This is a genomic window from Paenibacillus sp. FSL L8-0436 (assembly GCF_038593025.1).
Classification (GTDB): Bacteria; Bacillota; Bacilli; order Paenibacillales; family Paenibacillaceae; genus Paenibacillus_AQ.
Window position 1 is genome coordinate 1,583,458 of the sequence record NZ_CP151955.1, and the last position, 24,761, is coordinate 1,608,218.

Annotated in this window: 23 protein-coding genes and 1 pseudogene; 21 read left to right on the plus strand and 3 right to left on the minus strand. The window is 52.3% G+C overall.

The features are described from left to right. The first annotated feature begins 4 nt into the window (after positions 1–4). From NSS79_RS07375 to NSS79_RS07405, 7 genes are all read left to right on the plus strand, one after another. Positions 5–331 (plus strand): hypothetical protein, encoded by a 327-nt coding sequence (locus NSS79_RS07375; RefSeq protein WP_342438841.1) that lies wholly within the window; start codon positions 5–7, stop codon positions 329–331. Beyond that, on the plus strand, positions 328–717 hold the full coding sequence (gene uraH, locus NSS79_RS07380) for a hydroxyisourate hydrolase (RefSeq protein ID WP_342438842.1): 390 nt from the start codon (positions 328–330) through the stop codon (positions 715–717). The genes NSS79_RS07375 and uraH overlap by 4 nt, the downstream gene beginning before the upstream one ends. 39 nt (positions 718–756) lie before the next feature. Beyond that, positions 757–2,151, plus strand: a complete 1,395-nt coding sequence (locus NSS79_RS07385; RefSeq protein WP_342438843.1) for an allantoinase — start codon at positions 757–759, stop codon at positions 2,149–2,151. Continuing rightward, positions 2,148–3,443 carry a Zn-dependent hydrolase gene (locus NSS79_RS07390; RefSeq protein WP_342438844.1) on the plus strand — a complete coding sequence of 432 codons (1,296 nt, stop codon included), beginning with the start codon at positions 2,148–2,150 and terminating at the stop codon, positions 3,441–3,443. Before NSS79_RS07385 ends, NSS79_RS07390 begins: the two co-directional genes overlap by 4 nt. Before the next feature lie 22 nt (positions 3,444–3,465). After that, positions 3,466–4,698 (plus strand): alanine--glyoxylate aminotransferase family protein, encoded by a 1,233-nt coding sequence (locus tag NSS79_RS07395; RefSeq protein ID WP_342438845.1) that lies wholly within the window; start codon positions 3,466–3,468, stop codon positions 4,696–4,698. A gap of 299 nt (positions 4,699–4,997) precedes the next feature. After that, on the plus strand, positions 4,998–6,803 hold the full coding sequence (locus NSS79_RS07400) for an adenine deaminase C-terminal domain-containing protein (protein ID WP_342438846.1): 1,806 nt from the start codon (positions 4,998–5,000) through the stop codon (positions 6,801–6,803). Between the two features lie 378 nt (positions 6,804–7,181). Continuing rightward, the gene (locus NSS79_RS07405; protein ID WP_342438847.1) at positions 7,182–7,634 is read left to right on the plus strand and encodes a hypothetical protein; all 453 of its coding nucleotides are present in this window, start codon (positions 7,182–7,184) and stop codon (positions 7,632–7,634) included. Positions 7,635–8,007: 373 nt separating this feature from the next. Here NSS79_RS07405 and hemH read toward each other — a convergent pair whose 3' ends face one another. Further along, positions 8,008–9,036, minus strand: a complete 1,029-nt coding sequence (gene hemH / locus NSS79_RS07410; protein WP_342438848.1) for a ferrochelatase — start codon at positions 9,034–9,036, stop codon at positions 8,008–8,010. 488 nt (positions 9,037–9,524) lie between these two features. Here hemH and NSS79_RS07415 point away from each other — a divergent pair, with 488 nt between their 5' ends. Together NSS79_RS07415 and NSS79_RS07420 are read left to right on the plus strand one after the other, a co-directional pair. Then, on the plus strand, positions 9,525–11,819 hold the full coding sequence (locus NSS79_RS07415) for an FMN-binding protein (protein WP_342438849.1): 2,295 nt from the start codon (positions 9,525–9,527) through the stop codon (positions 11,817–11,819). Positions 11,820–12,037: 218 nt separating this feature from the next. Next, on the plus strand, positions 12,038–12,994 hold the full coding sequence (locus NSS79_RS07420) for an HD domain-containing protein (RefSeq protein WP_038587356.1): 957 nt from the start codon (positions 12,038–12,040) through the stop codon (positions 12,992–12,994). Between the two features lie 90 nt (positions 12,995–13,084). On the opposite strand, the gene NSS79_RS07425 is transcribed toward NSS79_RS07420, so the two are convergent. Further along, positions 13,085–13,741 (minus strand): 3'-5' exonuclease, encoded by a 657-nt coding sequence (locus NSS79_RS07425; RefSeq protein WP_342438850.1) that lies wholly within the window; start codon positions 13,739–13,741, stop codon positions 13,085–13,087. 152 nt (positions 13,742–13,893) lie between these two features. Here NSS79_RS07425 and NSS79_RS07430 point away from each other — a divergent pair. Together NSS79_RS07430 and NSS79_RS07435 are read left to right on the plus strand one after the other, a co-directional pair. After that, positions 13,894–14,412, plus strand: a pseudogene (locus tag NSS79_RS07430) (TerD family protein); the annotation flags it as partial. Positions 14,413–14,565: 153 nt separating this feature from the next. Then, positions 14,566–15,237, plus strand: coding sequence for a VWA domain-containing protein (locus NSS79_RS07435; RefSeq protein WP_038598856.1), 672 nt, complete (start codon positions 14,566–14,568; stop codon positions 15,235–15,237). Between the two features lie 42 nt (positions 15,238–15,279). On the opposite strand, the gene NSS79_RS07440 is transcribed toward NSS79_RS07435, so the two are convergent. Then, positions 15,280–15,843 carry a GNAT family N-acetyltransferase gene (locus NSS79_RS07440; RefSeq protein WP_342438851.1) on the minus strand — a complete coding sequence of 188 codons (564 nt, stop codon included), beginning with the start codon at positions 15,841–15,843 and terminating at the stop codon, positions 15,280–15,282. Between the two features lie 291 nt (positions 15,844–16,134). Here NSS79_RS07440 and NSS79_RS07445 point away from each other — a divergent pair, with 291 nt between their 5' ends. From NSS79_RS07445 to NSS79_RS07490, 10 genes are all read left to right on the plus strand, one after another. Next, the gene (locus NSS79_RS07445) at positions 16,135–17,028 is read left to right on the plus strand and encodes a LysR family transcriptional regulator (RefSeq protein ID WP_038587362.1); all 894 of its coding nucleotides are present in this window, start codon (positions 16,135–16,137) and stop codon (positions 17,026–17,028) included. 123 nt (positions 17,029–17,151) lie between these two features. Beyond that, the gene (locus NSS79_RS07450) at positions 17,152–17,667 is read left to right on the plus strand and encodes a GNAT family N-acetyltransferase (protein WP_342438852.1); all 516 of its coding nucleotides are present in this window, start codon (positions 17,152–17,154) and stop codon (positions 17,665–17,667) included. A 4-nt stretch (positions 17,668–17,671) separates the two neighbouring features. Then, positions 17,672–18,568 carry a transporter substrate-binding domain-containing protein gene (locus NSS79_RS07455; protein WP_341119687.1) on the plus strand — a complete coding sequence of 299 codons (897 nt, stop codon included), beginning with the start codon at positions 17,672–17,674 and terminating at the stop codon, positions 18,566–18,568. Between the two features lie 33 nt (positions 18,569–18,601). Beyond that, positions 18,602–19,384 (plus strand): amino acid ABC transporter permease, encoded by a 783-nt coding sequence (locus NSS79_RS07460; RefSeq protein WP_341119688.1) that lies wholly within the window; start codon positions 18,602–18,604, stop codon positions 19,382–19,384. Further along, positions 19,384–20,094, plus strand: a complete 711-nt coding sequence (locus NSS79_RS07465) for an amino acid ABC transporter permease (RefSeq protein ID WP_076114528.1) — start codon at positions 19,384–19,386, stop codon at positions 20,092–20,094. The genes NSS79_RS07460 and NSS79_RS07465 overlap by 1 nt, the downstream gene beginning before the upstream one ends. Continuing rightward, complete coding sequence (locus tag NSS79_RS07470; RefSeq protein WP_076114529.1) at positions 20,091–20,843, plus strand: amino acid ABC transporter ATP-binding protein; 753 nt, start codon at positions 20,091–20,093, stop codon at positions 20,841–20,843. The genes NSS79_RS07465 and NSS79_RS07470 overlap by 4 nt, the downstream gene beginning before the upstream one ends. A gap of 11 nt (positions 20,844–20,854) precedes the next feature. Beyond that, the gene (locus NSS79_RS07475; RefSeq protein WP_342438853.1) at positions 20,855–21,871 is read left to right on the plus strand and encodes an LLM class flavin-dependent oxidoreductase; all 1,017 of its coding nucleotides are present in this window, start codon (positions 20,855–20,857) and stop codon (positions 21,869–21,871) included. A 50-nt stretch (positions 21,872–21,921) separates the two neighbouring features. Next, complete coding sequence (locus NSS79_RS07480; protein ID WP_342438854.1) at positions 21,922–23,103, plus strand: amidohydrolase; 1,182 nt, start codon at positions 21,922–21,924, stop codon at positions 23,101–23,103. Beyond that, positions 23,100–24,275: an N-methyl-L-tryptophan oxidase gene (solA, locus tag NSS79_RS07485; RefSeq protein ID WP_342440315.1), complete on the plus strand. Its 1,176-nt coding sequence runs from the start codon at positions 23,100–23,102 to the stop codon at positions 24,273–24,275. Before NSS79_RS07480 ends, solA begins: the two co-directional genes overlap by 4 nt. Beyond that, complete coding sequence (locus NSS79_RS07490; RefSeq protein WP_038587377.1) at positions 24,275–24,754, plus strand: DinB family protein; 480 nt, start codon at positions 24,275–24,277, stop codon at positions 24,752–24,754. Before solA ends, NSS79_RS07490 begins: the two co-directional genes overlap by 1 nt. Positions 24,755–24,761: the final 7 nt, after the last annotated feature.

Genomic DNA, 24,761 nt, shown 5'->3' on the forward strand with positions numbered 1-24,761 from the left:
AGCCATGCCGGAACGGATGAAGGTACACGCCAAAAGACGGCAGAATGAGCAATTGAATAAGCAACTGAACAGACCGCTGAACGGACATTGGATTAAACATCGGATTGAACTGATAAAGCATGGAACGAAAGGTTCCAATAACTTCAACTTTGAAAATTCAACGGAAAAAGCTTGGCAGTGGGCTGGCATCCGTGTGATGGATATATCTCGCTTGCTGAAGTCCGGTTGGAAGGGCGGATGTTCGAGCATGCTCCGCAGGACAGATCTGCGGGATGGCCTGCCATGCCGGATTATAGTTAGTACCGTGGTTCCCGGAGGGATTCCGGCATGAGCGGGCGGCTGACTACCCACGTTCTCGACCTGTCCGGGGGCATCCCCGCTGCCGGCATGGCACTTCAGCTATGGAGGCTGGAAGACGGGGCAGCTTCACTGCTGCGCGAAGCCGTAACGAATGCCGATGGCAGATTGGACGCTCCGCTGCTGGAAGGTGCAGAACTGGCAGCCGGCAGCTATGAGCTGCTGTTTATGGCCGGAGATTATTTTCGCAGCAGCGGTTTGCCGTTTGAAGCCTCCGGAGAAGGGAACAGTGCTGATGGAGCCGCCCCTTTCTTTCTCGAACAAATCCCGATCCGCTTCAATATAACTGATCCGTCCGCCCATTATCATGTTCCGCTGCTGGTGGCTCCCGGAGGGTACAGCACGTACCGGGGAAGCTAATGAAATCATAAAGATCAGATGACCGGAGGTGACCGATTCATGGAAGTAACCTATGAGCTTATCATCAAAAATGGAGATGTAGTGCTCCCCGGGGAAGTGCTTAAGCTGGATATCGGGGTGAAGGACGGCAAGATCGTTGCCCTCGGCAAGCAGCTTGCAGCAGGAGCGGATACCCGCATCCTTGATGCGGAAGGGCTATATGTGCTGCCGGGCATGGTTGACATGCATGTCCACTTTAATGAACCGGCACTGGGCCATTGGGAAGGCTTCCGTACCGGTTCGGCGGCGCTGGCGGCAGGAGGCATCACCTGTTATGCAGATATGCCGCTGAACGGCAACCCGCCAACAGTCAATCAAGCCGCGCTGCAGCTCAAGGCAGAAGCCGCATCCGGGAACTCTGCAGTGGATTATGTGCTGTGGGGCGGACTCGTTCCCGGCAATCTGGAAGATTTGGAGCCGCTGGCGGCAGCCGGGGTTACCGGTTTTAAGGCCTTTATCTCCAACCCCGGCGGTGAAGGGGAAGGGAGATTCCGCGAGGTGGACGATGATTCCCTCTATCAAGGGATGAAGAAAATTGCTGCGCTCGGCGGCATTCTTGCACTGCATGCAGAGAGCGAGGAGTTGACGGCGGCATTGTCGGCCGACGCCCTGCGCAGCGGGCGGACCGGAGCGCGCGATTTTGCCGCTTCCCGCCCGGCGGAAGCCGAGCTGGAGGCGGTAGCCAGAGCGCTGCTATACAGTGAGCGAACCGGCTGCCGGCTGCACTTCGTGCATATCAGCACTTCTGCCGCGATTGAAATGATTCATGCTGCCAAGCTGCGCGGCCTTGATGTTACTGCGGAAACCTGCCCCCACTATCTCATCCTGAATGAGGATACCATGGAGGAACTGGGACCGCTGGCCAAATGTGCACCCCCGCTGCGCAGCCTGGAGGAACAAGAACGCTTGTGGAAGGTACTCGCAGACGGTAAAATCGATCTCATCGCCTCAGACCATTCGCCCTGTCCGACAGAGCTTAAGCTTGCTCCCGGATTGTCTTTTTTTGAGGCGTGGGGCGGTATTTCCGGCGCACAGAGCAGCCTGGAGCTGATGTTCCACGAAGGGGTGAATGTGCGTGGACTGCCGGTTACGCAGATTTCTGCGCTGCTGTCAGGACTTCCAGCGCGGCGATTCGGGCTGGATCACCGTAAAGGCTCGATCGCACCCGGGCTGGATGCCGATCTGGTACTGCTGAATCCGGATCACTCCTATACTTTGGCGGCAGAAGATCTGTTATACCGTCATAAACATAGTCCTTATACCGGAATGACCTTGTCCTGCAAGGTAATGGCAACGCTCAGCCGGGGTAAGGTTGTCTACAACTCGGAACAAGGTGTGGTGGCCGAAGGCGACGGGGAATGGCTGAGGGCCTATGAAGGGCAGCCCTCTACATGAATACGCCGCTGATTCAGGCACCGGCCCGGGAGATGCTGATGCTGCTGGAGGAGCTTGCCGCTTTCAGTGCCCCCGGACCCGGGGTTACCAGGCTGCTGTACACACCGGAATGGCTTCAGGCCCAGCAGTTTCTGCAGGAGCGGATGGCCGGGATGGGCCTGGCGGTCAGGACAGACAGGGTGGGGAATGTTTATGGACGGCTCGGCGGATCACAACCGGACAGTAGAGTGATATTAACCGGATCTCATATTGATACGGTTCTGAACGGCGGCAAATATGACGGCGCTTATGGAATAGCCGCCGCCATGACGGCTCTGAAATATTTGCAGCAGACCTTCGGGCAGCCGCTGCGGACCCTGGAGGTTGTATCCTTCAGCGAAGAAGAGGGCAGCAGGTTTCCCTTGACCTTCTGGGGCTCGGGCCATGTTACGGGCCTGTATGATGGAAGCGAAGCCGAGACTACCGCCGATTCAGAGGGTGTAACGATAAAATCAGCGATGGAAGCCTGCGGTTTAAGCTCGGAGCACCCGCTAGGAGATCTCCGGGATCTCGGAGCTCATAAAGCTGTTGCGGCAGGACAAACGGCAGCCAGAACAGATATCGGCGCTTTTGTCGAATTGCATATTGAACAGGGGATTGTGCTGGAACAATCCGCATTGCAGATTGGGGTCGTGCAGGCCATCGCCGGCCAGAGGCGCTTTACCGTTAAGGTCGGCGGAACTGCCAATCATGCCGGCACAACACCGATGCTGCACCGGCGGGATGCGCTTGCCGGTGCAGCGGAAATGCTGCTGGAGGTGGAACGCTCTGCGGTGGAAGCCGGAGATCCGCTGGTAGCCACTTCAGGCAGGCTTGAGGTTTACCCGGGCACACCCAATGTTATTCCGGGGGATGTACAGTTTACGCTGGACATCCGCCACAGTGAGGCGAAAAGGCTGGAGAGCTTCTGCTCTGGAGTGTTAGCCGGATTTGAGGATATTGCAGCCAGGCGGGGACTGACGCTGGAAGTGGTCATGACGTTGTCCACAGCGGCTGCGCCTATGGATCAAGGCCTGAGCAGGACGCTGGAACAGATCTGTCTGAGTCAGGGGAAAACCTTCCGCACCATGATCAGCGGAGCAGGACATGATGCCCAGCTGTTTGCGTCCGGATGCCGGACAGCCATGATTTTTGTGCCCAGCCGGGCGGGAATCAGCCATTCCCCGGATGAATACTCGTCGCCGGAGGAACTGGCAGCCGGGCTGGATGTCTTAACAGCTATGTTACATGAATTAGCCTATAAAGAGAGCTGAGTTAGCCTAGGGAGAGATGATTATGAAGCGGTACGAAGATTTGTCGCCGTCTCTGCGGTGCATTATGACCCCGGGTCCGGTGGAAGTCGATCCGCGCGTGCTGCGGGCCATGTCTTTTCCGGTATTGGGACAGTTCGATCCCGAATTTACGGGTATTATGAATGAAACGATGGAGATGCTGCGGGATCTGTTCGTTACGGACAATCAATGGGCTTTCCCTGTGGACGGCACTTCACGCTCCGGAATTGAAGCGGCAATGGTCAGTTTGATTGCTCCGGGGGACCGGGTGCTGATCCCGATTTTTGGCCGCTTCGGCCATTTGCTGCATGAAATCGCTGAACGCTGCGGGGCAGAGGTGCTGACGCTTGAGAAGGAATGGGGTTGCGTGTTTGACCCCGAGGAAGTGATTGCAGCCATGAAGAGCTTCAAGCCTGATATCGTAGCAATCGTACATGGAGAGACCTCCACGGGACGTGTACAGCCGCTGGCCGGCATCGGGCGGGCCTGCCGTGAGCAGGATGCCCTGCTGATTGTGGATGCAGTGGCGACGATCGGAGGTGTGCCCGTGGAGACGGATGCCTGGATGCTGGATGCCGTGATCGGCGGCACGCAGAAATGCCTGTCCATTCCTTCGGGCATGGCCCCGGTTACGTATAATGCACGGGCGGAGGCCAAGCTCCTGAAGCGCAAGCGGGTGGAGCGTGGCCTGAGGACCGGTGAGGTCCAGGCTGAAGCGCTGGATTTTGTGCGCAGCAATTATTTTGACCTGGGAATGCTTCAGGACTACTGGAGCCCCCAGCGGCTGAATCATCATACAGAGATGACCTCCATGCTTTATGCGCTGCGCGAAGGGCTGCGGCTGGTGCTTGAGGAAGGGCTGGAGGCCCGGCATGCCCGGCATGCGCTGCATGAAGCGGCGCTAGTTGCCGGACTTACGGCAATGGGGCTGAAGCTGTACGGAGATCCGCAGAGCAAACTGACGGTGGTGACCTGTGTGCTGATTCCGGAGGGCGTTGACGGGGAAGCCGTGCGGACGATGCTGCTGGAACGCTTCGGCATTGAGATTGCGAGTTCTTTCGGGCCGTTAAAAGGGCGGATCTGGCGCATCGGTACGATGGGCTTCAGCTGCCGGGAGAATAATGTGCTGCGCCTGCTCGGTGCGCTGGAGGGGGCGCTGCTGCGGCATGGGCATGCTGTTCCCGCCGGGCTTGGCGTTCAGGCGGCACTTGACGTATATGATGCAAAAGTAAGATAATCGGTTGAATACTGCAGCCGGTCGAGTGTAGGGAACAGGTGCTGTCCAGATTAAACGGACGGCCCGCGCTTTAACCAAGAAACGGCTTGCGTCCTGCAAAGGGCAGTAAGGCCGTTTTTCTTAAAATATAAGAATTTATATGCTTCACGCTATAAATTATCCTTCTAGTTCTAGCTGAAACGCATACCGTCCTTTTAAGGCTGGCGAAGCCGTTTCTACTTGAAATACAAGGTCATAGTTGTTTTACGCTATAACTCAGTTTGTAGCTATATTCAAGATATCGGAGGGGAGTGGAAGTCATGACTTATATTAGAAAACCTTTGGCGGATTGTGTGCCTGAGCTTGTGGCTACAGCCCGCGGCGATCAGCCGGCATCTTTGGTAATAACCGGCGGGAAGCTGGTCAATGTAATCTCCGGTGAAATTCTGGAGGGAATGTCTGTTGCGGTACAGGGGGGACGCATCGCCTATGTCGGCAAGGATGTTTCGCACACGATAGGAGCAGGCACGCAGGTCATTGATGCAGCCGGCAGATATATCGCTCCGGGACTGCTTGACGGACATTGTCATATTGAGAGCACACAGCTGACAGCAACGGAATTTGCCCGTGCGGTCCTGCCGCTCGGGACAACTGGCGGGTTCTTCGACGCGCATGAGATTGCCAATGTGTTCGGACTGAAGGGCATCAAGCTGATGCTGGATGAGATGCGCGGCACACCGCTTGCCGCTTATATGCAGGTAGCGTCCTGCGTGCCTTCGGCGGGAGCTGAATTCGAAACAACCGGCGCTTCTATCGGACCGGAGGAAGTGGCGGAGGCTTATACCTGGGGGCCGGATGTCATTGCCCTCGGTGAGGTGATGAACTTTCCGGGCGTAGTCTACGGCGATGAGAAAATGCTCGGCGAGATCCAGGCTACACTGCGGGCTGGCAGATACGTGGATGGGCATTTCACCTGGCCGTCCAGTGACTGGAGACTTCCGGTCTATGCGGCAGCGGGTGTAACCGGTGACCATGAGTGTGTTACCGCAGAAGATGTGATTGAGCGTGTCCGTCTGGGGATGTATGCCAAAATGCGCCGCGGTTCCGCCTGGCATGATGTGGCGAAGACGATCACAGCGCATACCGAACACGGGCTGGAGACGCGCCGTATGATGCTCGTTACCGATGACCGCAGCTCGGAATCACTGCGGGATGAAGGACATATGGATTTTGTGGTGCGCCATGCCATTTCCCAGGGTGTGAAACCTGTCACTGCCTTCCAGATGGCAACGATCAATACCGCCGAGCGCTTCGGGGTAGCCCGCGATATCGGCTCAATTACTCCGGGCTCCTGCGCAGATATTATTTTGCTGGACGGGAATTTGGCCGATGTTAACGTCGTTATGACCATTGCCGCAGGTGTGGTCGTAGCCGAGAATGGCATCATGACGGCCTCGCTGCCGGCATTCACCTACCCGCAGGACGTGCTGGCGTCCGTTCATTTACCGCAGCTTCCGGTTCCGGATGATTTTATTATCCATGCTCCCGTGGAGTCAGGCAGTGTTGCTGTCCGGGTCATTAAGGTCATCGAGAACCATGTGGAGACCGGTGAACTCATTGTGCAGCGTCCCGTGAAGGACGGCAAGCTGCAGGTGGGAGACGGCCTATGCAAAATCGCTGTATTCGAACGGCATAAAGGAACCGGCAACAAATCGGTCGGGCTTGTGGAGGGGATTGGCTTCCATGAACCGGCGGCAATCGCCATGACCGTTGCCCACGACAGCCACAATGTGCTGATCATCGGCAACGATGATGAACTGATGGCTAAGGCCGCCCGGGCTGTGGCTGAAGCGCAGGGTGGAGTGGCTGTAATTACCGGCGGCGGCACGACCTTGTTCCCGCTTGCGATTGCCGGACTTATGTCCGCGGAACCGTTTGAGACTGCAGCCGCCCAGTCCGCTGCTATCAGCAAAGCTCTGTACGATGCGGGCTGCACACTGAATTATGCTTTTATGACGCTGTCGCTGCTTGCGCTTGCGGTAATTCCCACCTTGCGCATTTCGGATAAAGGACTGGTACGCATCTCTCCGGAAGAGGGAATTCAGCTGGTAACATTATTTTGCTAAGGCTGTCTTAATCTTACAGTGACAAGGTTGAATTAAATAGAATGCGCTCTACTAAATGGGGTGTCTCTTAGTCTGAATGCAGACAGAGACACCCCATTTCGCTATGAAATTGGTCCTTATATGGCGGTGTGGCAACATGAGGGGAAGCCCTTTTTTGAGTCGGAAGTCGCAGGGAAAAGGTATTTTCTTAGATTTGAGGGCATATATTTAACCATTTCATCACATATTGAAACTATTTATTATAAAATTTTAATGAAAAACATTAACAAAATAATGAAAATAGACGATAATACCTATAAATTAATTAAAATTATTGCCAAATCGTGATTATCAGACAAAATGATTGAAAGTTCAAATATATGGAACGGGGTGGATGAGATGATCAAATTAGAAACGCAGGACATCGTGAATATTACTATAAAGCAAATTACCGGTATTTTTAAAATGGAGCCGCTTGAGTTGAGATTTGTGAATGATTTTCAAGGAGAACAATATCTCTTAACGAATGACAAGCTGCATCTCAACAACCAGCATTACTGGGCAAAAGTTATGGAATGTGTTTTCGACAATCATGTCAGACCGGTTCTGATGTGTGAAGTGCTCTACTTCCTGCGCAATGAATTTCTGGAGAGTGACATCAAGCTCAGCTTCTCCTATGATTTTGCCGAAGGTGCAGACGGAGCGGCAACGGTATCTGCGGAAGTCAGCTTTAATGATTCACCGGAACTGCAGCCGGGAGAAATTGCCGAACTGATTGATTTTGCACTGTCCCTCCAGGACAAACAATGGTTTGAGGAACTGACCTCCAAATACAAACAACTGACTGCATGAGATTGGTGCACAGTTCTATCATACCCGCATTTAATAAGCCGCCCTGTCCGCAGTGTTCATCTGCGCAAGGGGCGGCTTATTTCTTTGATAGATAGATTGAACTTATAATTCTTCTATTTTGGGATTGGCCGTGACTCCAGAGAATATTTGGACTTCCGGCCGCTGTTAGGTTTGGATTTCCTGATTTTAACCGCGAATCGCGGTAGAAATCCAAACCTTGCCCATGCTTCCGAAGTGAGCTTTCCTGCGGAAAGCTTTCAGGCGGACGCTATCGCTCCTCCAGTTCCAAAATTCCCCTCCGCTACTTTTCCCTAAATGTATATTTTCAAGTTCATTCTATATAGATCCTTTATTTACTATGAGTTCAAATGCACTATAAAACAGCTTCCTTCAGCCAGCCTTGAGCATTCTCACTGACCTTTTGTGCCAGAAAGTCCAGCCATTCTTCACTGTCGTTCAAACAGGGGGCGGCAAGGAAGGAGTCTGCTTGTCCACCTCCGGCAGCAAATTGCTCTCTTCCTTCCACAGCAAGCTCATGCAATGTCTCCAGGCAATCGGTCACAAGTCCGGGTGAAAAAATCATCGGCCGCTGAATCCCGCGTCCGGCCAGCCCCTTCAGGACTTCCTCTGTAGATGGCCCGATCCATTCCTCACGGCCAAAACGGGATTGAAACGAGATTTGCCAATCCCCGGATGCCCAATTCATCGTTTCAGCAAGCAGGCGGGCCGTTTCCAGACACTGCTCCGGGTAGGGGTCTCCGGTCTCTGCATACCTGCTGGGAATCCCGTGAAAGGTCAGCACGAAGTAATCCGGTTTGGTGTTTATTTTACGTAGTTCTCGCAGTAAAAGCTCTTTCATGGCAAGGATATACCCTGGTGCATTATAGTAGGCTTCCATAAACCGGAGTGCGGGTACAAAACGTTTGGATACCGGTCCGGCAGCGCTGCGGCGCCCGAGGGCGGCAAAGCAGGCGGCGTCGTAGACGGATGCTGTGGTAGTAGAAGAATATTGCGGAAACAAGGGGACCACGATGATCCGGGTCACTCCGGAGGACTCCAGTCTGGCAAATGCCTGTTCCATGCCGGGCTCACTGTAGGCAAGACCCAGTTCCACCTGATAACGGCTGCCGAGCAGCTTTTGCAGTCCGGCCACCTGGGCCTGTGAATGAAGCAGCAGCGGGGAACCTTCCTTGAGCCAGATTTCGCTGTAGAGCTTGGCAGACCGGCGTGGCCTTACCCGTAAAATAATTCCGCGCAGCAGCGGTTGCCACAGCAGAGGGGGATAATCAATGATCCGGCGGTCGGACAGGAACCTCCGCAGATAAGGGCGTACCGACTTGGCGGTGGGGGCGTCAGGTGTTCCGATTTGAGCCAGAATGACGCCGATAGAGGGCTGATTCAACGTAGTGAACGCTCCTTTACATTAACATGACATCGTTATAAAGTATCATAATCCTCTTAGTAAGTACAATACAGGACATCACATTATTATCATATGACGGAGTAAATGGGAGTATTTGAGAGATAAAAAATTTATTTAATTAAAATAAAATGAAAATAGTGATGTTTCTAATAGGGTGTGTGATTTTATGTACAGAGAAGCCAAGCTTTGATTTGATACCATCAAGCCAGAAATTGCCTCTAGCAGACATGAACTAATAAATGTGAATTAATTCACCTATCTATGTGAATTGTTTCACCTTTTGAATAGGATATTCGTAAGAGCTCTTCTATGGTGCTTGGGATAGCTAACGGGGGGACGGGAAAGGGGGGATGACCTCTTAGGAGGAAGCAGGATCTTCTTCTTAAGAAGGGATGAGAGACGGCCAAACGGAAGATCAGCTGTAAAGTGCTACATACTACTGGGGATATGGTAAAGGAGAATACTCATTGAAAAAACTGATTTCTTTGACTGTAAGCGCAGCCTTATTGCTTGCGCCAATCGCTTACACAATTAATGCACCTGCACTGAATTTGAAGGTGGATGCGGTTTCTGCCGCTTCGGAAGAAGCAACGGCTAAACCGGAAGCAACACCAAAGGCAACAGCCAAACCGGCTGCAACGCCCAAAGCGACTGAAAAACCAGCAGCAACAAAGAAACCGGCTGCAACGCCTAAAGCGACTGCTAAGCCAGCAGCAACAAAGAAACCGGCTGCAACACCCAAAGCGACTGCTAAGCCAGCTGCAACAGCTAAACCAGCTGCAACAGCTAAACCGACTGCCACAGCTAAACCAGCTACCACGGCTAAACCGACTGCAACAGCTAAACCGGCCGCTACTGCTAAGCCTGTAACGGTTCAACAAGATGTGTATCAAGACGGGGTATATGTAGCTTACGGCGATGCTTACTCCAAAGGTACCGAAGGCGCGAAAGTAACGATTAAAGACGGCAAAATCGCTTCCATTGATCTGCTGAGAACATCTCCGAAGCTGATCGACAGAAATGTCCGTGAGAATTACAGCGGCCTCTGGGCGGCATATGGTCTGATGAAAGACAGACTGCTCGGCAAGACAAGAGTTGGAGCTGCTGCAGTGGATGCTGTTTCCGGTGCAACCCGCTCCAGCAACGGCTGGAAATTGTCGGTAGACAGAGCGTTTGAAAGAGCGCTGAAAGTAAAACCGGCTGACGCCACTTATTTCGAAGGCGACATCATGGGTATTGACCCTCAAGGTAAATATGCGGTATTTGCAACCTACGATGCCACCAAGCTGACTGCGGTTAAACTGTACCCGCTGACAACAAGCGGAGATTTCGCGGATGAAAAAACCTACACTGCAGAGCAAACTGCAGCGATTGCGGCAATCACGTCTGTACTGCTCGCAAACGGTTCGTCCGCACAACCTGTAGCCGGATTTGAAGCTGACTCCAAAGCTGCAATCCAGGCATTCTGGGATGCAGAGCAGAACGCCCTCATCAATAACACTTCCGCTTATGTTGACGGATTCTACTCTTCCTACGGTACTGCAAGAAGCGTAGGCGTGGAAAGAGCCGATATCGTTATCCGCAACGGCAAGCTGGTAGATGTGAAGCTGTACAGACTGGGTTCCAACCTGGTAGACAGAGGCGCAACTGCTTATGCAGAAGTTGTGAAAGCAAATGCACCAATGACAGCCAAATTGCTTGCCAACGGTTCTTATTTGGCCAATTATGATGAAAAGGTAGACGGTATTTCCGGCGCTACCGAAAGCAGCCATGGCTGGAACCAAGCTGTAGAAAGAGCTTTCGAGAAGGCGCTGAAAGTTCCTGCAGAAGGCAAATATTTTGAAGGCAAATTCGCCGGCGTAGACAACCAGAACAAAGTCCTGCTGCTGGTCGACATTGCTGCCGGCAAAGTAAGCGGCATTAAAGTAAGCCTCTTTGCAGCTGACGGCAAAATTATTGCCGATGACAAGCTGACACCTGAACAAAAAACTGTAGTCGGACTGCTGACTGCAGGTTTGCTTGAACAAGGCGTGGATTTGACGGATGTTCCGGGTCAAGAAGTTTTGTCCAAAGCGGCAAAAGCAGCTCTGACAGACGCTTTGACCAATGCTTCCAAAGTACAAGGCACTTATAAAGACGGCACTTTCACCGCTTTCGGTGATGCTTATGATAAAGGAACCAACAGAGCAGATGTAACTCTGCGCAACGGCAAGATTGTGAATGTTGCTCTTTCCCGTGTAGGTATGAATATGGTGGATTTAGGTAAAGCGGCTTATGCTGAAGTTCAAAAAGCAATTCCGCAGCTGACTACCAGCTTCCTTGCTGCAGGAACAAGAGAAGGTGTACAATCGGTAGATGCCATCTCCGGCGCTACAAGCAGCAGTAATGCACTGAAAGCTGCTGTAGACAGAGCTTATGGTAAAGCTGAAGTTGTAGAAACCGACAAAGCAGCTTACTTCGATGGAATTTTCATTGGAGCAAGTGCCGACAAATCCGTCAATGTTATGGTTACTGTCAAAAATAATATTCCTGTGTTGATGCTGGTCTATTATCTCGACGGTGCCGGAAAAGTGAAGACCCCATATCTATTAACACCGGCTGAGCTTGCGGTGAAGACAGAAATTGAGTCCACTTCCAGCACGAATGGCCTGCATAAATACGGATACCGTCCGGCTGCCTTCGGAGCCAATGATGCTGAGAAGGATGTTTCCGCCAAAGCAGTAGAAGCAATCAAAGCTGCGCTGGAAGCAGCAGGCAAATAATACAGCAACGTCTATGAGGAGGTTATTCAGGCCCTGTAAATGGCTCTGGATAGCCTCTTTTTATGCTGTAAGCAAAGGCTATTGACCGGCTTGGTACAGGCCCGGGCATAATTATGAATCGTTATCGTATAGTAATTTAAAGGGATTTCGAAGGTGAATGTCAAAAGTTTAATATACACAGCAGGATATAATACCTGCTAGTAATGGGAGGCTCCAACATGACACTAATTAAACAGCTATCTCCGCAGGACGAATTTGTCGGGTTCTATCTGTTACGGGAGCTGACGCTCAAACAGACAAACGGTACTCCTCCAAAGGATTATTTTGATATTGTACTCGGTGATTCAAGCGGTCAGATAACAGCTAAATATTGGGATGTCAGCACAACTGATAAAGAAACCTTTTTCCCTATGGCGCTGGTGAAGGTGCGCGGCATAGCGCATACCTACCGTGAGAAGCTGCAGGTTAAGATTACCAAGATCAGACTGGCCAATGAGACGGACGGTGTATCGCTCACTGATTTTATCCGGTCTGCGCCAATCCGTCCCGTTGATCTTATCCATACGATTAAAGGGGTGATGAGCAGCATTGCCGATCAGGAGATTTCCGCAATCGTCTCCTTCTGTGTCGGCAAGGTGGAAGAGAAGCTGATGCATTATCCCGCAGCCAAGACCTATCACCATGCTTATTTTGCCGGACTTGCCTATCATATGGTGCGGATGCTGGAGATTGGCGATTTTCTCTGCAAACAGCGTCCGTTCCTGAACCCTGATCTGATGAAGGCGGGGATCATTCTGCATGATATCGCCAAGCCGGAGGAGATGATTTCCCAGTTTGGCATTGTGTCGGATTACAGTGTGCAGGGAAAGCTGATCGGCCATATCTCGATGGCGTCGAACTGGATTACCGAGGCCGCGATTCGTTTGGGTTTTACTCTGGATTCGGAAAAGGTTATCGCGCTGCAGCATTTGGTCTTATCCCATCATAATCTGGGCGAATGGGGAAGCCCTGTTCAGCCGCAAACGGCGGAAGCGGTGGCGCTGCATCATATCGATGCGATGGATGCCAAGCTGCAGATGGTGGAGGATGCGCTGGATACGACCCCGGAAACAGAAGAATGGACACCGTTTATCCGCGGACTGGAGAACAAGGCGGTTTACCGGTCGAAAATCTAGAATCGTCAAAAAAACGCAAAGAGCAGGTCTTCTTGAGTAACCGAGAAGACCTGCTCTTTATTTTGATCCACAGTAGGTTGCCGGGATGTCTCAGAAGCGCTGCTCAAAAGGTGCTGCCGGGAGCAGCGGAACCCGTTTTTTGCCGGGTTTCTTTGCTGCTTTTTTGGGTGGTGATTTAAAAGGAGTATATCCGCCCGAATACATCGTTCCGGCTTTATAGCCTTGACTGTCCGCGAGCAGCAGCGGTTCGAATTGCTGCTGCTGTTCCATCAGCTTCAATAAGATGATAGCCGCAGCCCGGGCATCATCGAGTGCATCATGATGCTTCAGGCGGATGCCGAAATGCTGTGAGATTACATTCAATTTATGGGAAGGCAACTCCTGGAGCATTTTTTTTCCCAGCAGATAGGTGCACATATATTGAAAATTCGGGTAGCTGGTCCCTGAGGCATCCAGACAATAACGCAGCACGCTCATATCGAAGGCGGCATTATGCGCCACGACGATTTCGCCTTGCAGCAGCGGTTGGAGCAATGGCCACAGCTCAGCAAAAGTAGGCTGCCCCTGGACCATTGACGGCGTGATCCCGTGAATAGCGATGTTCATCCCGTCAAACCGCTGGCGCGGGTCAATCAGCCAGACATGCTCGGCTGTAATAACGCCTTCTCTAACCTGGACAAGACCCAGGGAGCAGGCGCTGGAGCGGCTGGAATTTGCCGTCTCAAAGTCAATTGCTGTGAAGTTCATTTGGTAAAGCCCCTTATCTATCAGGTATATCATTAATACTAAAGTAGTGAGGGGGTAAATACAATCTAGCAATTTTACAAAACCTTGTGAGTATGATACTCCTTATATATGAAAAATTGGAAGAGTACATCGAGGAATGAGGAGATGAGGTTATGCTGCAGCTGCTAAAAGGTCAAAAGGTAGATGTAACTAAAGGGAAAAACGTAAATGAGATTACGTTATCCTTCGGATGGTCAACCGCTAATCAAGAGATGGGGATTGATGCCGCTGCTTTTTTGTTGTCGGAGCGGGGACGCTGCGAACGTGATGAGGACTTTATTTTCTATGGAAATCCGGTATCACAGGATGGAGCCGTAACACACACAGTCTTGAACCAGGGGGATAAGGAAAGTCTCTCGGTTTCATTGTCCCGTCTGCCGCAGCAGGTTGCCCGGATCGCCTTGACATTGACTATCTATGAAGGCGAACAGCTGAATCACCGCATGAAAGATGTATCCGGCCTTTATCTGAAGCTCCAGGATCGTCAGAGCGGCGAGGAACTGCTCCGTTTTGAGTATGGCTCTGATTTATCCGATGAGACAGCGATCGTAGCAGGAGAATTATACCGCCATAACGGGGAGTGGAAGTTTAACGCCATCGGCAGCGGTTTTAATGGAGGCTTGGCTGCACTATGCGTCAATTTCGGACTTGAAGTGGATGAGGCGGGTTCTGCGGAGGTTGCTGCTGCAGCTGAAGTGCTGGCACCGCTTGAACCGCCTTCACCCACACTGCCGCCAGCACCAGCTGAGCCGTCCACACCACCGGAACCTGTAAAGAATTCTGTCCTGTCTACCATTGATCTGCGCAAAAAAATAGTTCAGTTTACACTCGAAAAGAAGCAGTTGACCGGAGTAACGGCCCGGGTTGGGGTTGTGCTGGATATCAGCGGCTCGATGAGAGATCTATATGCCCGCGGCATCGTGCAGGAGGTTGTAGAACGGATATTGGCCGTTGCCTGCAAATTTGACGACAATGGCTCGTTGGATGTCTGGGTGTACGATAACGAATTCAGCCGGTTGCCCCCGGTTACGGAACGGGACTTTGAACAATATGTACAAAGACATATTCTAAAAAATCCTTCGATTCATAAATTCGGGCGGAACAATGAACCTCCGGTGATGGAGGATGTGATCCGCAAGTATACCAAAGAGGATAAGGATTCTACTCCGGTATTTATCATATTTATCAATGACGGAGGCGTCTTGAAATTAACCAAAAAGGTGATTATGAAGGCAGCCGTCCAGCCGATATTCTGGCAGTTTGTCGGGATCGGCAATTCGGATTTCGAAGTGCTGGAAGGATTGGACAACATGACCGGCAGAGTCGTGGACAATGCGGACTTTGTTCACTTGGACCGGATTGAACGGGTATCGGATGACGAGCTGTACGACAGGCTGCTCAATGAATTTCCGCACTGGCTGAAGGCGGCCAAGGACAAACGGATTCTGAGGGCGTAAGAGGAAGTTCAACATTTTTGCAAGAATAGGCTGGCCCATGGGCTAGCCTATTCTTGTGTTTAGGGGGTGTTCCAGCTCAGCAGGCGGGAACGATGAAAGATCCAGCCGGAAGCCTTTAACCAAAGTATCGCCGTTCATAATATCGGTCTCGAAATGCCGTTTGAAGCCCAGCCTTTCATAGAGCCTGATCGCCGAGACCATCATATCCGAGGTGTGCAGGTTCAGGGTGGAGGCGCCCAACCCACGGGATCTCCGGGCGGCTTCCCGAATCAGGAGTGCAGCAACGCCGCGGCCGCGTACGTCAGGGGAGACGGCAAGCAGGCGCAGTACAGGGGAGTGGATGCCAAGCTCCGGCTTGCCGTAAGCCGTTTCCGAGGAGGTGAACAACAGTGCGCTGCCGACAATCTGCTGGCCGGTTTCAGCGATGATGCGCGCGAACGGGGCATCACCGTGTACCGAATCAAGGATTGAGTTCCGGTACGCTTCCCACTGCGGCTCAGGCATGTCGGCAGAATATTGGCTGTATGCGGACAGCAGCACTTCGGCGATGGCTTCGCGCTCATTATCTGCAGCGTCACGAATAATGATCTCTTTTGACATATTCACGATATACCTCCCTTACATAAGTCAGGTGGAAAGATCAGGCGAGTGAAGTTATTATAACTGACAAATCACATAGACATAAGAGGAATTTAATAATTCTGATAAATGAATAGAAAAGTTCTATCCATCTTTGTGACTTATTTAATGGAAATCCGACTGAAATACACGGAATATTTGTTGACAAAAAAATATGCCGTGAATAAGATATATACAAAATCTATAAGAACGTTTCGCCATAATTCATTGTTAATTCATCGGAAAAGTAAAATTAAACCCAACTAAGGGGGGCTAGGTGTGAACATTGAAAATATTGAGGCCTTTGTGTACATCAACCATTATGGAAGCTTCAATAAAGCGGCCGAAGTCCTGTATATCTCGCAGCCGACAGTTACCGCCCGTATACAATCGCTCGAACGGGAGCTGGATTGCCGGGTATTTGACCGGCTGGGCAAGCAGATTAATCTCACCGATAAAGGCAAGCAGTTCCTCCCCTATGCCCAGCAGATTCTCCAGGTCTATCAAACCGGCAAGCATCAAATACAATCGAAAGGACATATTCCCAATGAGCTGAGAATCGGCAGCACTGTCTCGGTGTCCAATTATTTGATGCCCCATCTGCTGCTTCATCTGAAGCGCAGGTATCCGCATATCACGATCAAGCTAACGACAGCGTCTACGGAAGTGCTGATCAGCAAGCTGAAGTCGAAGGAGCTCGATCTGGCTTTTATCCGTAAAGTCGTAAATCCGGCGATTCAGGCTTTTCCATTCTGCGAGGACCCTATATCGCTGTATGTGCACAAGGGGCATCGCCTGGCCAAGGGAGGCCGTGCTTCAATACAGGATATCCGTCAGGAGACGCTGGTTTTCTTTGAATGCGGCTCTTTGGACTGGATGCGGCTGCACCGTGTATTTGAGAGTATGGAGCAGCCGCCGAATATTGAATATCAGGTGGATAACCTGGAGACGGCCAAGAAGCTGGTGCTGAAACAAGCGGGGATTTGCTTTCTACCGGCACTCAGTGTGCAGGAGGAAGTGGCGGCAGGGACGCTGATCCGGGTAGATATCGCGGAGACGGAAGGGATTTCGCTGCGGACCAGCCTGATTTCCCTGAACGGGGAAAATGCGGAGTTTATCGAAACCCTGCTGGAACTTAGCATAGGTAAAGCCGGAGATCGACTTCTTGTATAGATGTATTAAAAAACTCTATTAGCGCATGGATACCTGCGGTGATAAAGTTAATTGCATAATCATAATCACGACTAATTCGATAGGGATTATAAAATTAAAATTCGAAAGGTTGGAGGGCATGCGATGGGTGAAGTATACCGGCTGGCAGAACAGAAGGATGCGGAGCAATTACTGGATATTACATATCGTGCCTATCAGCTGATTCGTGAACTGGGGCTGCATTGGCCAGCGGCAAACGCTGATCTGGCGCTGGTTGAAGACAATATTTCAACCAATGAATGTTATGTGCTTGAAGTCAGCGGAACGATTATTGCGACAATCACTTTGTCAAAAGAAGAAGAGGTCAAGAAGCTCAGCTCGCTGCCTTTTATCAAATGGTTCGCCGTGAGTCCGGAATACAGCAACAAGGGTTATGGCGGAAAGCTGCTGGATTGGGTAGAGGAGCATATTATTCTCGGACAATTGGGCTCACCCGAAGTCACTCTGGCAACGGCGAAAAAACATCCGTGGCTGGTTGAGATGTATGAGCGGCGGGGTTATGAAAAGTTCCTGGAGCTTGATCTGCAAAATGGCGACGGCATCATGTATCTGCTGAAAAAGACACTTATAAACAAACCACATTTCATTCAAAGGGGATAGAAACATGAAGAAGTCAATCTCACTGGTATTTGCATCAATACTCACGCTGGCGATTGCCGGCTGCGGAAATAACAGTAATAGTGCTGGCGGCAACAACACGGACAGCAGCAAGAGCGGGAATGTGGCAGAAGCTGCAGCACAGGCTAATGCGCAAGGGGGTAATGCTTCGGCAGAGCCGGCCAAGGTAACGAAGATCATCGTGGGCACAGGCACAGGTTTTCCAAAAGTCTGCTACATCGACGAGAACGGCAAGCTGACCGGGTTTGATGTGGAGCTGATTAAAGAAATTGACAATCGCCTGCCGGAATATGAATTCGAACTGCAGACGATGGATTTCAGCAACCTGCTGCTGAGTCTGGAAACCAAAAAAATCGACCTGGTCGCCCATGTTATGGAAAAAAATCCGGAGCGCGAGCTGAAGTATTCTTTTAACAAAGAAGCTTACGCCCACTGGAGAAACCGCATTGTGGTGGCTAAGGACAATGAGTCGATTCATTCGCTGGATGATCTGAAAGGTAAAAAGGTGCTGACGGGTGCAACCAGTGCACAGGCGCAAATTCTTGAGAACTACAATAAAGAGCATGACAATGCGATTAACATCGTGTACCAAAACGGTACGGCTAACGATACAGCTGCCCAGATCAGCTCCGGCCGTGTAGACGCCACGCTGGCTGCCGATTTTGTCCTTCCGATCATTGATCCGCAGAGCCAGCTGAAGGCAACGGGCGACGAGCTGTCATCGGCAGATATTCTCTATGTGCTGCGCAAGGATGATGCTGATTCGCAGAAGCTATCGGATGCGATTGACGGTGCGATCAAGGAGCTTAAGACAGACGGTACACTGGGCAAGCTGAGCACGGAATGGCTGGGTGCGGATGTTACAGCGAATTCGGTTCAATGATTAAGCCTGTGAGTGTGGGAAGGGAGGGAGTTTATGGGCGAACCATTTGATATCAGCTATGTATTTTCATTTTTGCCTAAGCTGCTGGGGACGTTAAACACCACACTGCTGATTGTCGCCTGCTCGCTGCTGGCAGGAATTATAGTCGGTTTTCTCGTGGCTCTGCCCCGCCTGTACAAAGTGCCGGTGCTGAAAACCTTCTCTGAAATCTATATTTCTTTTTTTCGGGGAACGCCGATTCTGATCCAGCTCTTCCTGTTCTATTACGGGCTGCCTGAAATCCTAAAACTGGTTCATGTGGATATGACCCGGACGCCGGTGCTTGTCTTTGTGATTCTAACCTACGGCCTGCATACGGGGGCATACATGTCCGAAATGATCCGGGCTTCTGTGATGGCGGTGGATAAGGGGCAGGTGGAGGCTGCCTATGCTACGGGAATGACGGGGTTCCAGGCTTTTACGCGGATCGTATTGCCGCAGGCGCTCGGCATCGCGATTCCGGTATTCTCCAATCTGGTGATTGCGCTGCTGAAAGATACATCGCTGGCCTTCACGCTTGGTGTGATGGAAATGACGGGCAAAGCACAGACGCTTGGCAGCTTGACACAGCATTTTATCGAAACCTACATTGCCCTTGCCCTGATCTATCTGGTCATCAGCTATACAATTGAGAAGCTGCTGCTTGTGGCGGAGCACCGGCTGCTGCGGCATGAAAAGCGGAGCACCCCTGAGAAAAAATCGTTTAGAGTCCACAAAAACTGGTCCTACCGGCGGATTATTGCGGAAATGGGATCGGGTAAAGGAGGCGCAGGATAATGAAACTGGATCCATCATTTATCTGGACGGCGTTCCTGCAAATCTTGAGCGCCATTCCTACCACCCTATATATTACAGTTGTCTCCGTGTCAGTGGGCCTTCTTATCGGCATTTGTGTCGCATTGATCCGGATTTACAGAGTGCCTGTCCTGTATCCGCTGGCGGTCGGGTATGTCACCTTTATCCGGGGCACTCCGATGCTGACGCATCTGCTGCTGATTTATTTCGGACTTCCTGTCCTTATTGACGGACTGGCCGCCCACTTTGGCTGGGGGTTCAGGTCGGTGTCGGTTCCGATGATCGGTTTTGCCTATATTTCGTTCTCAATTACAGCTGGTGCTTATATGTCCGAGGTCGTCCGTTCCGGTCTGCTTGCCGTGGACCGGGGCCAGCTGGAAGCTGCACATTCCATAGGCATGACCACCCCTCAGGCCCTGCGGCGGATTGTCTTTCCCCAGGCGCTGGCGGCAAGTCTGCCCAATCTGTCCAATTCCGTTATTGGTATGCTGCATGGGTCAACGCTTGCTTTTACCGTTTCCGTAGTGGATATCAACGCCAAGGCGCAGATTGTGGCTTCGACGAACTGGAAGTTCTTTGAGGCGTACCTGGCGGCGGCGCTGATCTTCTGGGGGCTTACATTCCTGATCGAGCGGCTGACGTCCCTGATCGAGAAACGGATCAATCTTTACAATCGAGGTGGAGTGGCATGATCAAGCTGGAGCGTATTTCGAAGTCATTTGGCCGGAATCAGGTGCTGAACAATATTGATTTAACCGTCACCAAAGGCGAGGTTGTTGTCATCCTTGGCCCCAGCGGCTCAGGCAAAACTACCCTACTGCGCTGCGTGAACTATCTGGAGAAGCCCAGTGACGGGGAGATTGCCATCGGCGATTTCAAAGTGAACTGCAGGCATGCACGCAAAAAAGAGATTCATCAGCTGCGGCAAAAAACGGCGATGGTCTTCCAGCAGTATAACCTTTTCCGGCATAAAACCGCGCTGGAAAACGTGATGGAAGGGCTGCTTATCGTCAAAAAGCTTCCGAAGGAGGAAGCGAAAAAACGGAGTATCGCTTTGCTGGAGAAGGTGGGGCTTGGAGCCAAGCTGGACGCCTATCCAAGCCAGCTGTCGGGCGGGCAGCAGCAGCGGGTAGGCATTGCCCGCGCCCTGGCGCTGGAGCCGGAAGTGATTCTGTTCGACGAGCCTACGTCGGCGCTGGACCCGGAGCTGGTGGGCGAGGTGCTGGCTGTCATCCGCAAAATTGCCAAGGAAGGCATCACAATGATTGTCGTGACGCATGAAATGGGTTTTGCCCGCGATGTCGCTAATCACGTAGTGTTCATGGATGGCGGTGTGATTGTTGAGGAAGGGACACCGACAGAGTTGTTCAATCATCCGCGTGAAGAAAGAACAAAGCAGTTCCTGAAGCGGATTACACCGGAACTGAACTATTCCATTTAGGAGGCCAAAATATGGCGATTACAATAAGTGTCCTCGACCAAAGTCCAATTTATCCGGGGGAAACGCCGGAAGAAGCCTTCTTGCATACGATTAAGCTGGCGCAATTATCCGAGCAGCTGGGATTCCGCCGTTTCTGGGTTTCGGAGCATCATGACTCCGGGCAGGTAGCGGGTTCTTCCCCGGAGGTGTTGATTTCTCATCTGCTCGCTAAGACAGAAAGCATCCGGATCGGCTCTGGCGGCATTATGCTTCAGCATTACAGCCCTTATAAGGTAGCGGAGAACTTTAACGTGCTGGCTTCGCTTGCACCGGGGCGGGTGGATCTGGGGGTTGGCCGTGCTCCCGGGGGGCTGCCAAGGAGCACACAGGCATTGCAGCAGGGCAGCTTTGAACCCTCCAGCCTGACGGACAAGATTATCGAACTCGAAAAGTATGTACATAACCGGCTGGAGGAAGACCATCCGCTGGCGGGGCTGAAAGCAGGCCCGATTCCAGGGACACCTCCCGAAATTTATGTGCTTGGTGCGAGTGTAGCCAGTGCGGAAATCGCTGCCGGACTGGGGTTGCCGTACGTATTCTCTTTATTCATCAATGGGGATCAGGCGGTAGCGCTGGAAGCGATCGAGACTTACCGCAACAACTTCGAGACTTCGCCGGGAAAAGAACCCCGGGCAATTATTGCGCTGTCTGTCCTGGCTGCCGAAACCGAGGAGGAGGCCAAAGAACTGGCCGGAGCGCATAAGCTGATCCGGATTAATCTGGCCAGCGGCAAAACACTGACGGTTGCTACCCGGGAGCAGGCGGAGGAATTTACCCGGCAGAGTACGGAAGATTACACCATAGAAGAGCGGGAGCCGGAAATTACAAAGGGGACAAAAGCCAGCGTGCGGCAACAATTGCTGGCGTTGTCTACAGCATCGGGTGTCGAGGAGTTTATCGTCACGACTAATGTGCAGCCCTTCGATAAGCGGATCCGTTCCTTTGAACTGCTGCATGAAGCACTGGCCGAAGTGCCTGCGGAGGCCTGACAAGAAGGGGCTAGTCCGATAAACATTATCGAAGGGAAGGAGGGACTTTCATGACAAGCAAAACCGTCGAGTCCAGCGCGGAGGCGTTCTATGAAATCATAACCGGGATCCGGCGCCATTTGCACCGTTACCCGGAGCTGTCCAACGAAGAGTATGAAACCACGAAATATATTACAGCCCTGCTGGAGCAGGCCGGAGTAACTACCCTGGATTATGGGCTGAAGACCGGCGTTGTCGCGGAGATTGGCGGACTGCAGGAGGGGCCTGTAATCGCCCTGCGTGCCGATATTGATGCCTTGCCGATTCAGGAGGAAACCGGATTATCCTATGCCTCACAACATCCCGGTAAAATGCATGCCTGCGGACATGATTTTCATACTGCGGCACTGATCGGCGCTGCTTATCAGCTTAAACGACGGGAGAAGGAATTGAAGGGAACCGTACGTCTGCTGTTTCAGCCTGCGGAGGAGAAGGCGAAGGGTGCGCAGCAGCTGATAGCCAGCGGGGTGCTGAAAGATGTCCGTGCAGTGATTGGAATGCACAATAAGCCGGATCTGGCGGTCGGAACCATCGGCATTACAAGCGGCCCGTTGATGGCTGCTGCGGATGGTTTTGTGGTTGAGATCAAAGGAGCAGGATCACATGCTGCTGTGCCAGAGGCCGGAGTCGATCCTATCGTGACAGCTTCACATGTGGTGACTGCACTCCAGTCTATCGTCAGCCGCAATGTCAGCGCATTGCACAGTGCAGTGATCAGTGTGACGCAACTTCACAGCGGGAACTCATGGAATATTATCCCGGAGTCAGCAGTGCTGGAAGGCACGATTCGCACCTTCAATGAACAGGTGCGCGGTGAGGTGCTTGAGCGATTCAGCCAGGTGGCGACCGGTGTAGCTGCTGCTTTAGGAGCAGAAGCGGCTGTTCGCTGGATCGAAGGCCCGCCGCCGGTAGTTAATGATGCCGCGCTTGCACGGCTTGGAGAGCAGACGGCAGAGGAGCTGGGCTACACCTCCGTGAAGCCGGTGCCTTCACCGGCTGGCGAAGATTTCGCCTTTTATCAGCGGGTGGTTCCCGGATTGTTCGTCTTTATGGGCACCGCCGGAAGCCGGGAGTGGCATCATCCTTCCTTCAATCTCGATGAACGTGCACTTCCGGTAGGCGCCGCATTCTTCAGCAATCTGGCTGTACGTTATTTGGAACAGTTCTCTTCGGAGGGAGGTGCAGTGACATAACGAACCACTCTGTTTATGACGTGATTATCGTCGGGGCGGGTTCAATGGGCATGAGTGCCGGTTATCATCTCGCCCGGAGGGGGATCAAGACATTGCTGATCGATGCTTTCGATCCGCCGCATACGGAAGGAAGCCATCACGGAGAACCGCGGTTGATCAGGCATGCCTACAGCGGTGACCCCACCTATACTGACTTGGCCCTGCGTGCCCATGTGCTGTGGAAAGAAGCGGAGCAGCAAAGCGGAACCGAGCTGCTTGTGCCTTCGGGAGTCCTGAATCTGGCAGACAGCGCAGTATACTCCTTCCGCGGTCGGCTGGCGGAAGCCGGGAAGCAGAAGGTACGAGTAGAGCAGCTGGATGCACAGGAAATCCGCCGGAGGTGGCCTGCCTTGAACCTCCCGGATTCGTTCGAAGCCATGTATGAGCCGGATGCCGGATATCTCTACAGTGAGAGATGTATCGCCGCTTACCGCGGGCTGGCATTGGCTCATGGTGCAGAGCTGCTGACGAATACAGCAGTACTTCATGTGACTGCGCGCGAAGGAAGTGTCACGGTCCACACGAAGAACGGGGAGATTCATGGAGGGGCGGCCATTCTGAGTGCCGGGGCCTGGTTTGGCGCGCTGTCGCCATTCATCACACTGCCGATTAAGGCGATCCGCAAGGTTGTCGGCTGGTTTCAGAGTGCGCCTGACTTTGACAGCGGAAACTTCCCCGGTTTTACACTGGGCACCGAGGAAGGCGGATATTACGGCTTTCCCGGTATTGGCGGAGCCGGCCTGAAGATCGGGCGGCATGACACGGGCTTGGAATGGAAGCCGGGTGAGAAGCTGGCTCCTTTCGGCACTGAAGAGAGTGACGAAGGGGATCTCCGCCGTGTCCTGGAGGCGTATATGCCCGGCGCAGCCGGACGGCTGCTGAAGGGGGCAGTCTGCAAATATGAGCATACACCGGATGAGGATTTTATTATCGACCGTCATCCTCTTCATCCGAATGTGCTTCTGGCCGGCGGGTTCTCGGGGCATGGCTTCAAATTTTCCAGCGTTGTGGGGGAAATCCTGGCTGACTTAGCGGCAGACGGACAGACCCGCCACAATATCCGGCCGTTTTCGTTAGCACGCTTTGAGACACCGGGTCAATTGCAAGCCGGACAACTTTTGGAGGGGATCTAATGGGCAATGTGCAAATCAGGGATTATTTGAATACGCATCAGCAGCTGGTCCAGGCACTGGAGGATTTGACGGAGGAGCAATTAAAATGGAAGGCCGGCCCAGCCAGCTGGAGTGTAACCGAGGTGCTGGCTCATCTGGCCGATCACAGTATAGTGGTTTCATTCCGTATCCGCGATATTCTGGCGGGTACCGAAGTGCAGCTGCCGGTCTTTAATCAGGATGCCTGGGTCAGCGGCCAGTATGCCAACAGCGGGAATGCCGGCGACAGCCTGGAGTTGTTCCGCAGCCTGCTTCACTACAACAGCCTGCTCCTCGGACGGCTCAACCCGGAGGACTGGGAGAAAAGCGGCATTAACTTCAAAGGGGAAACGGTCAGGATTACGGACATCGTACGTTTGTTTACCGCACATGTACAGACCCACCTTGGCCAGATCGAACGTATCAAGCAGAGTGCTAGCGCAGCTTCTTATATTCAATAATTAAGAG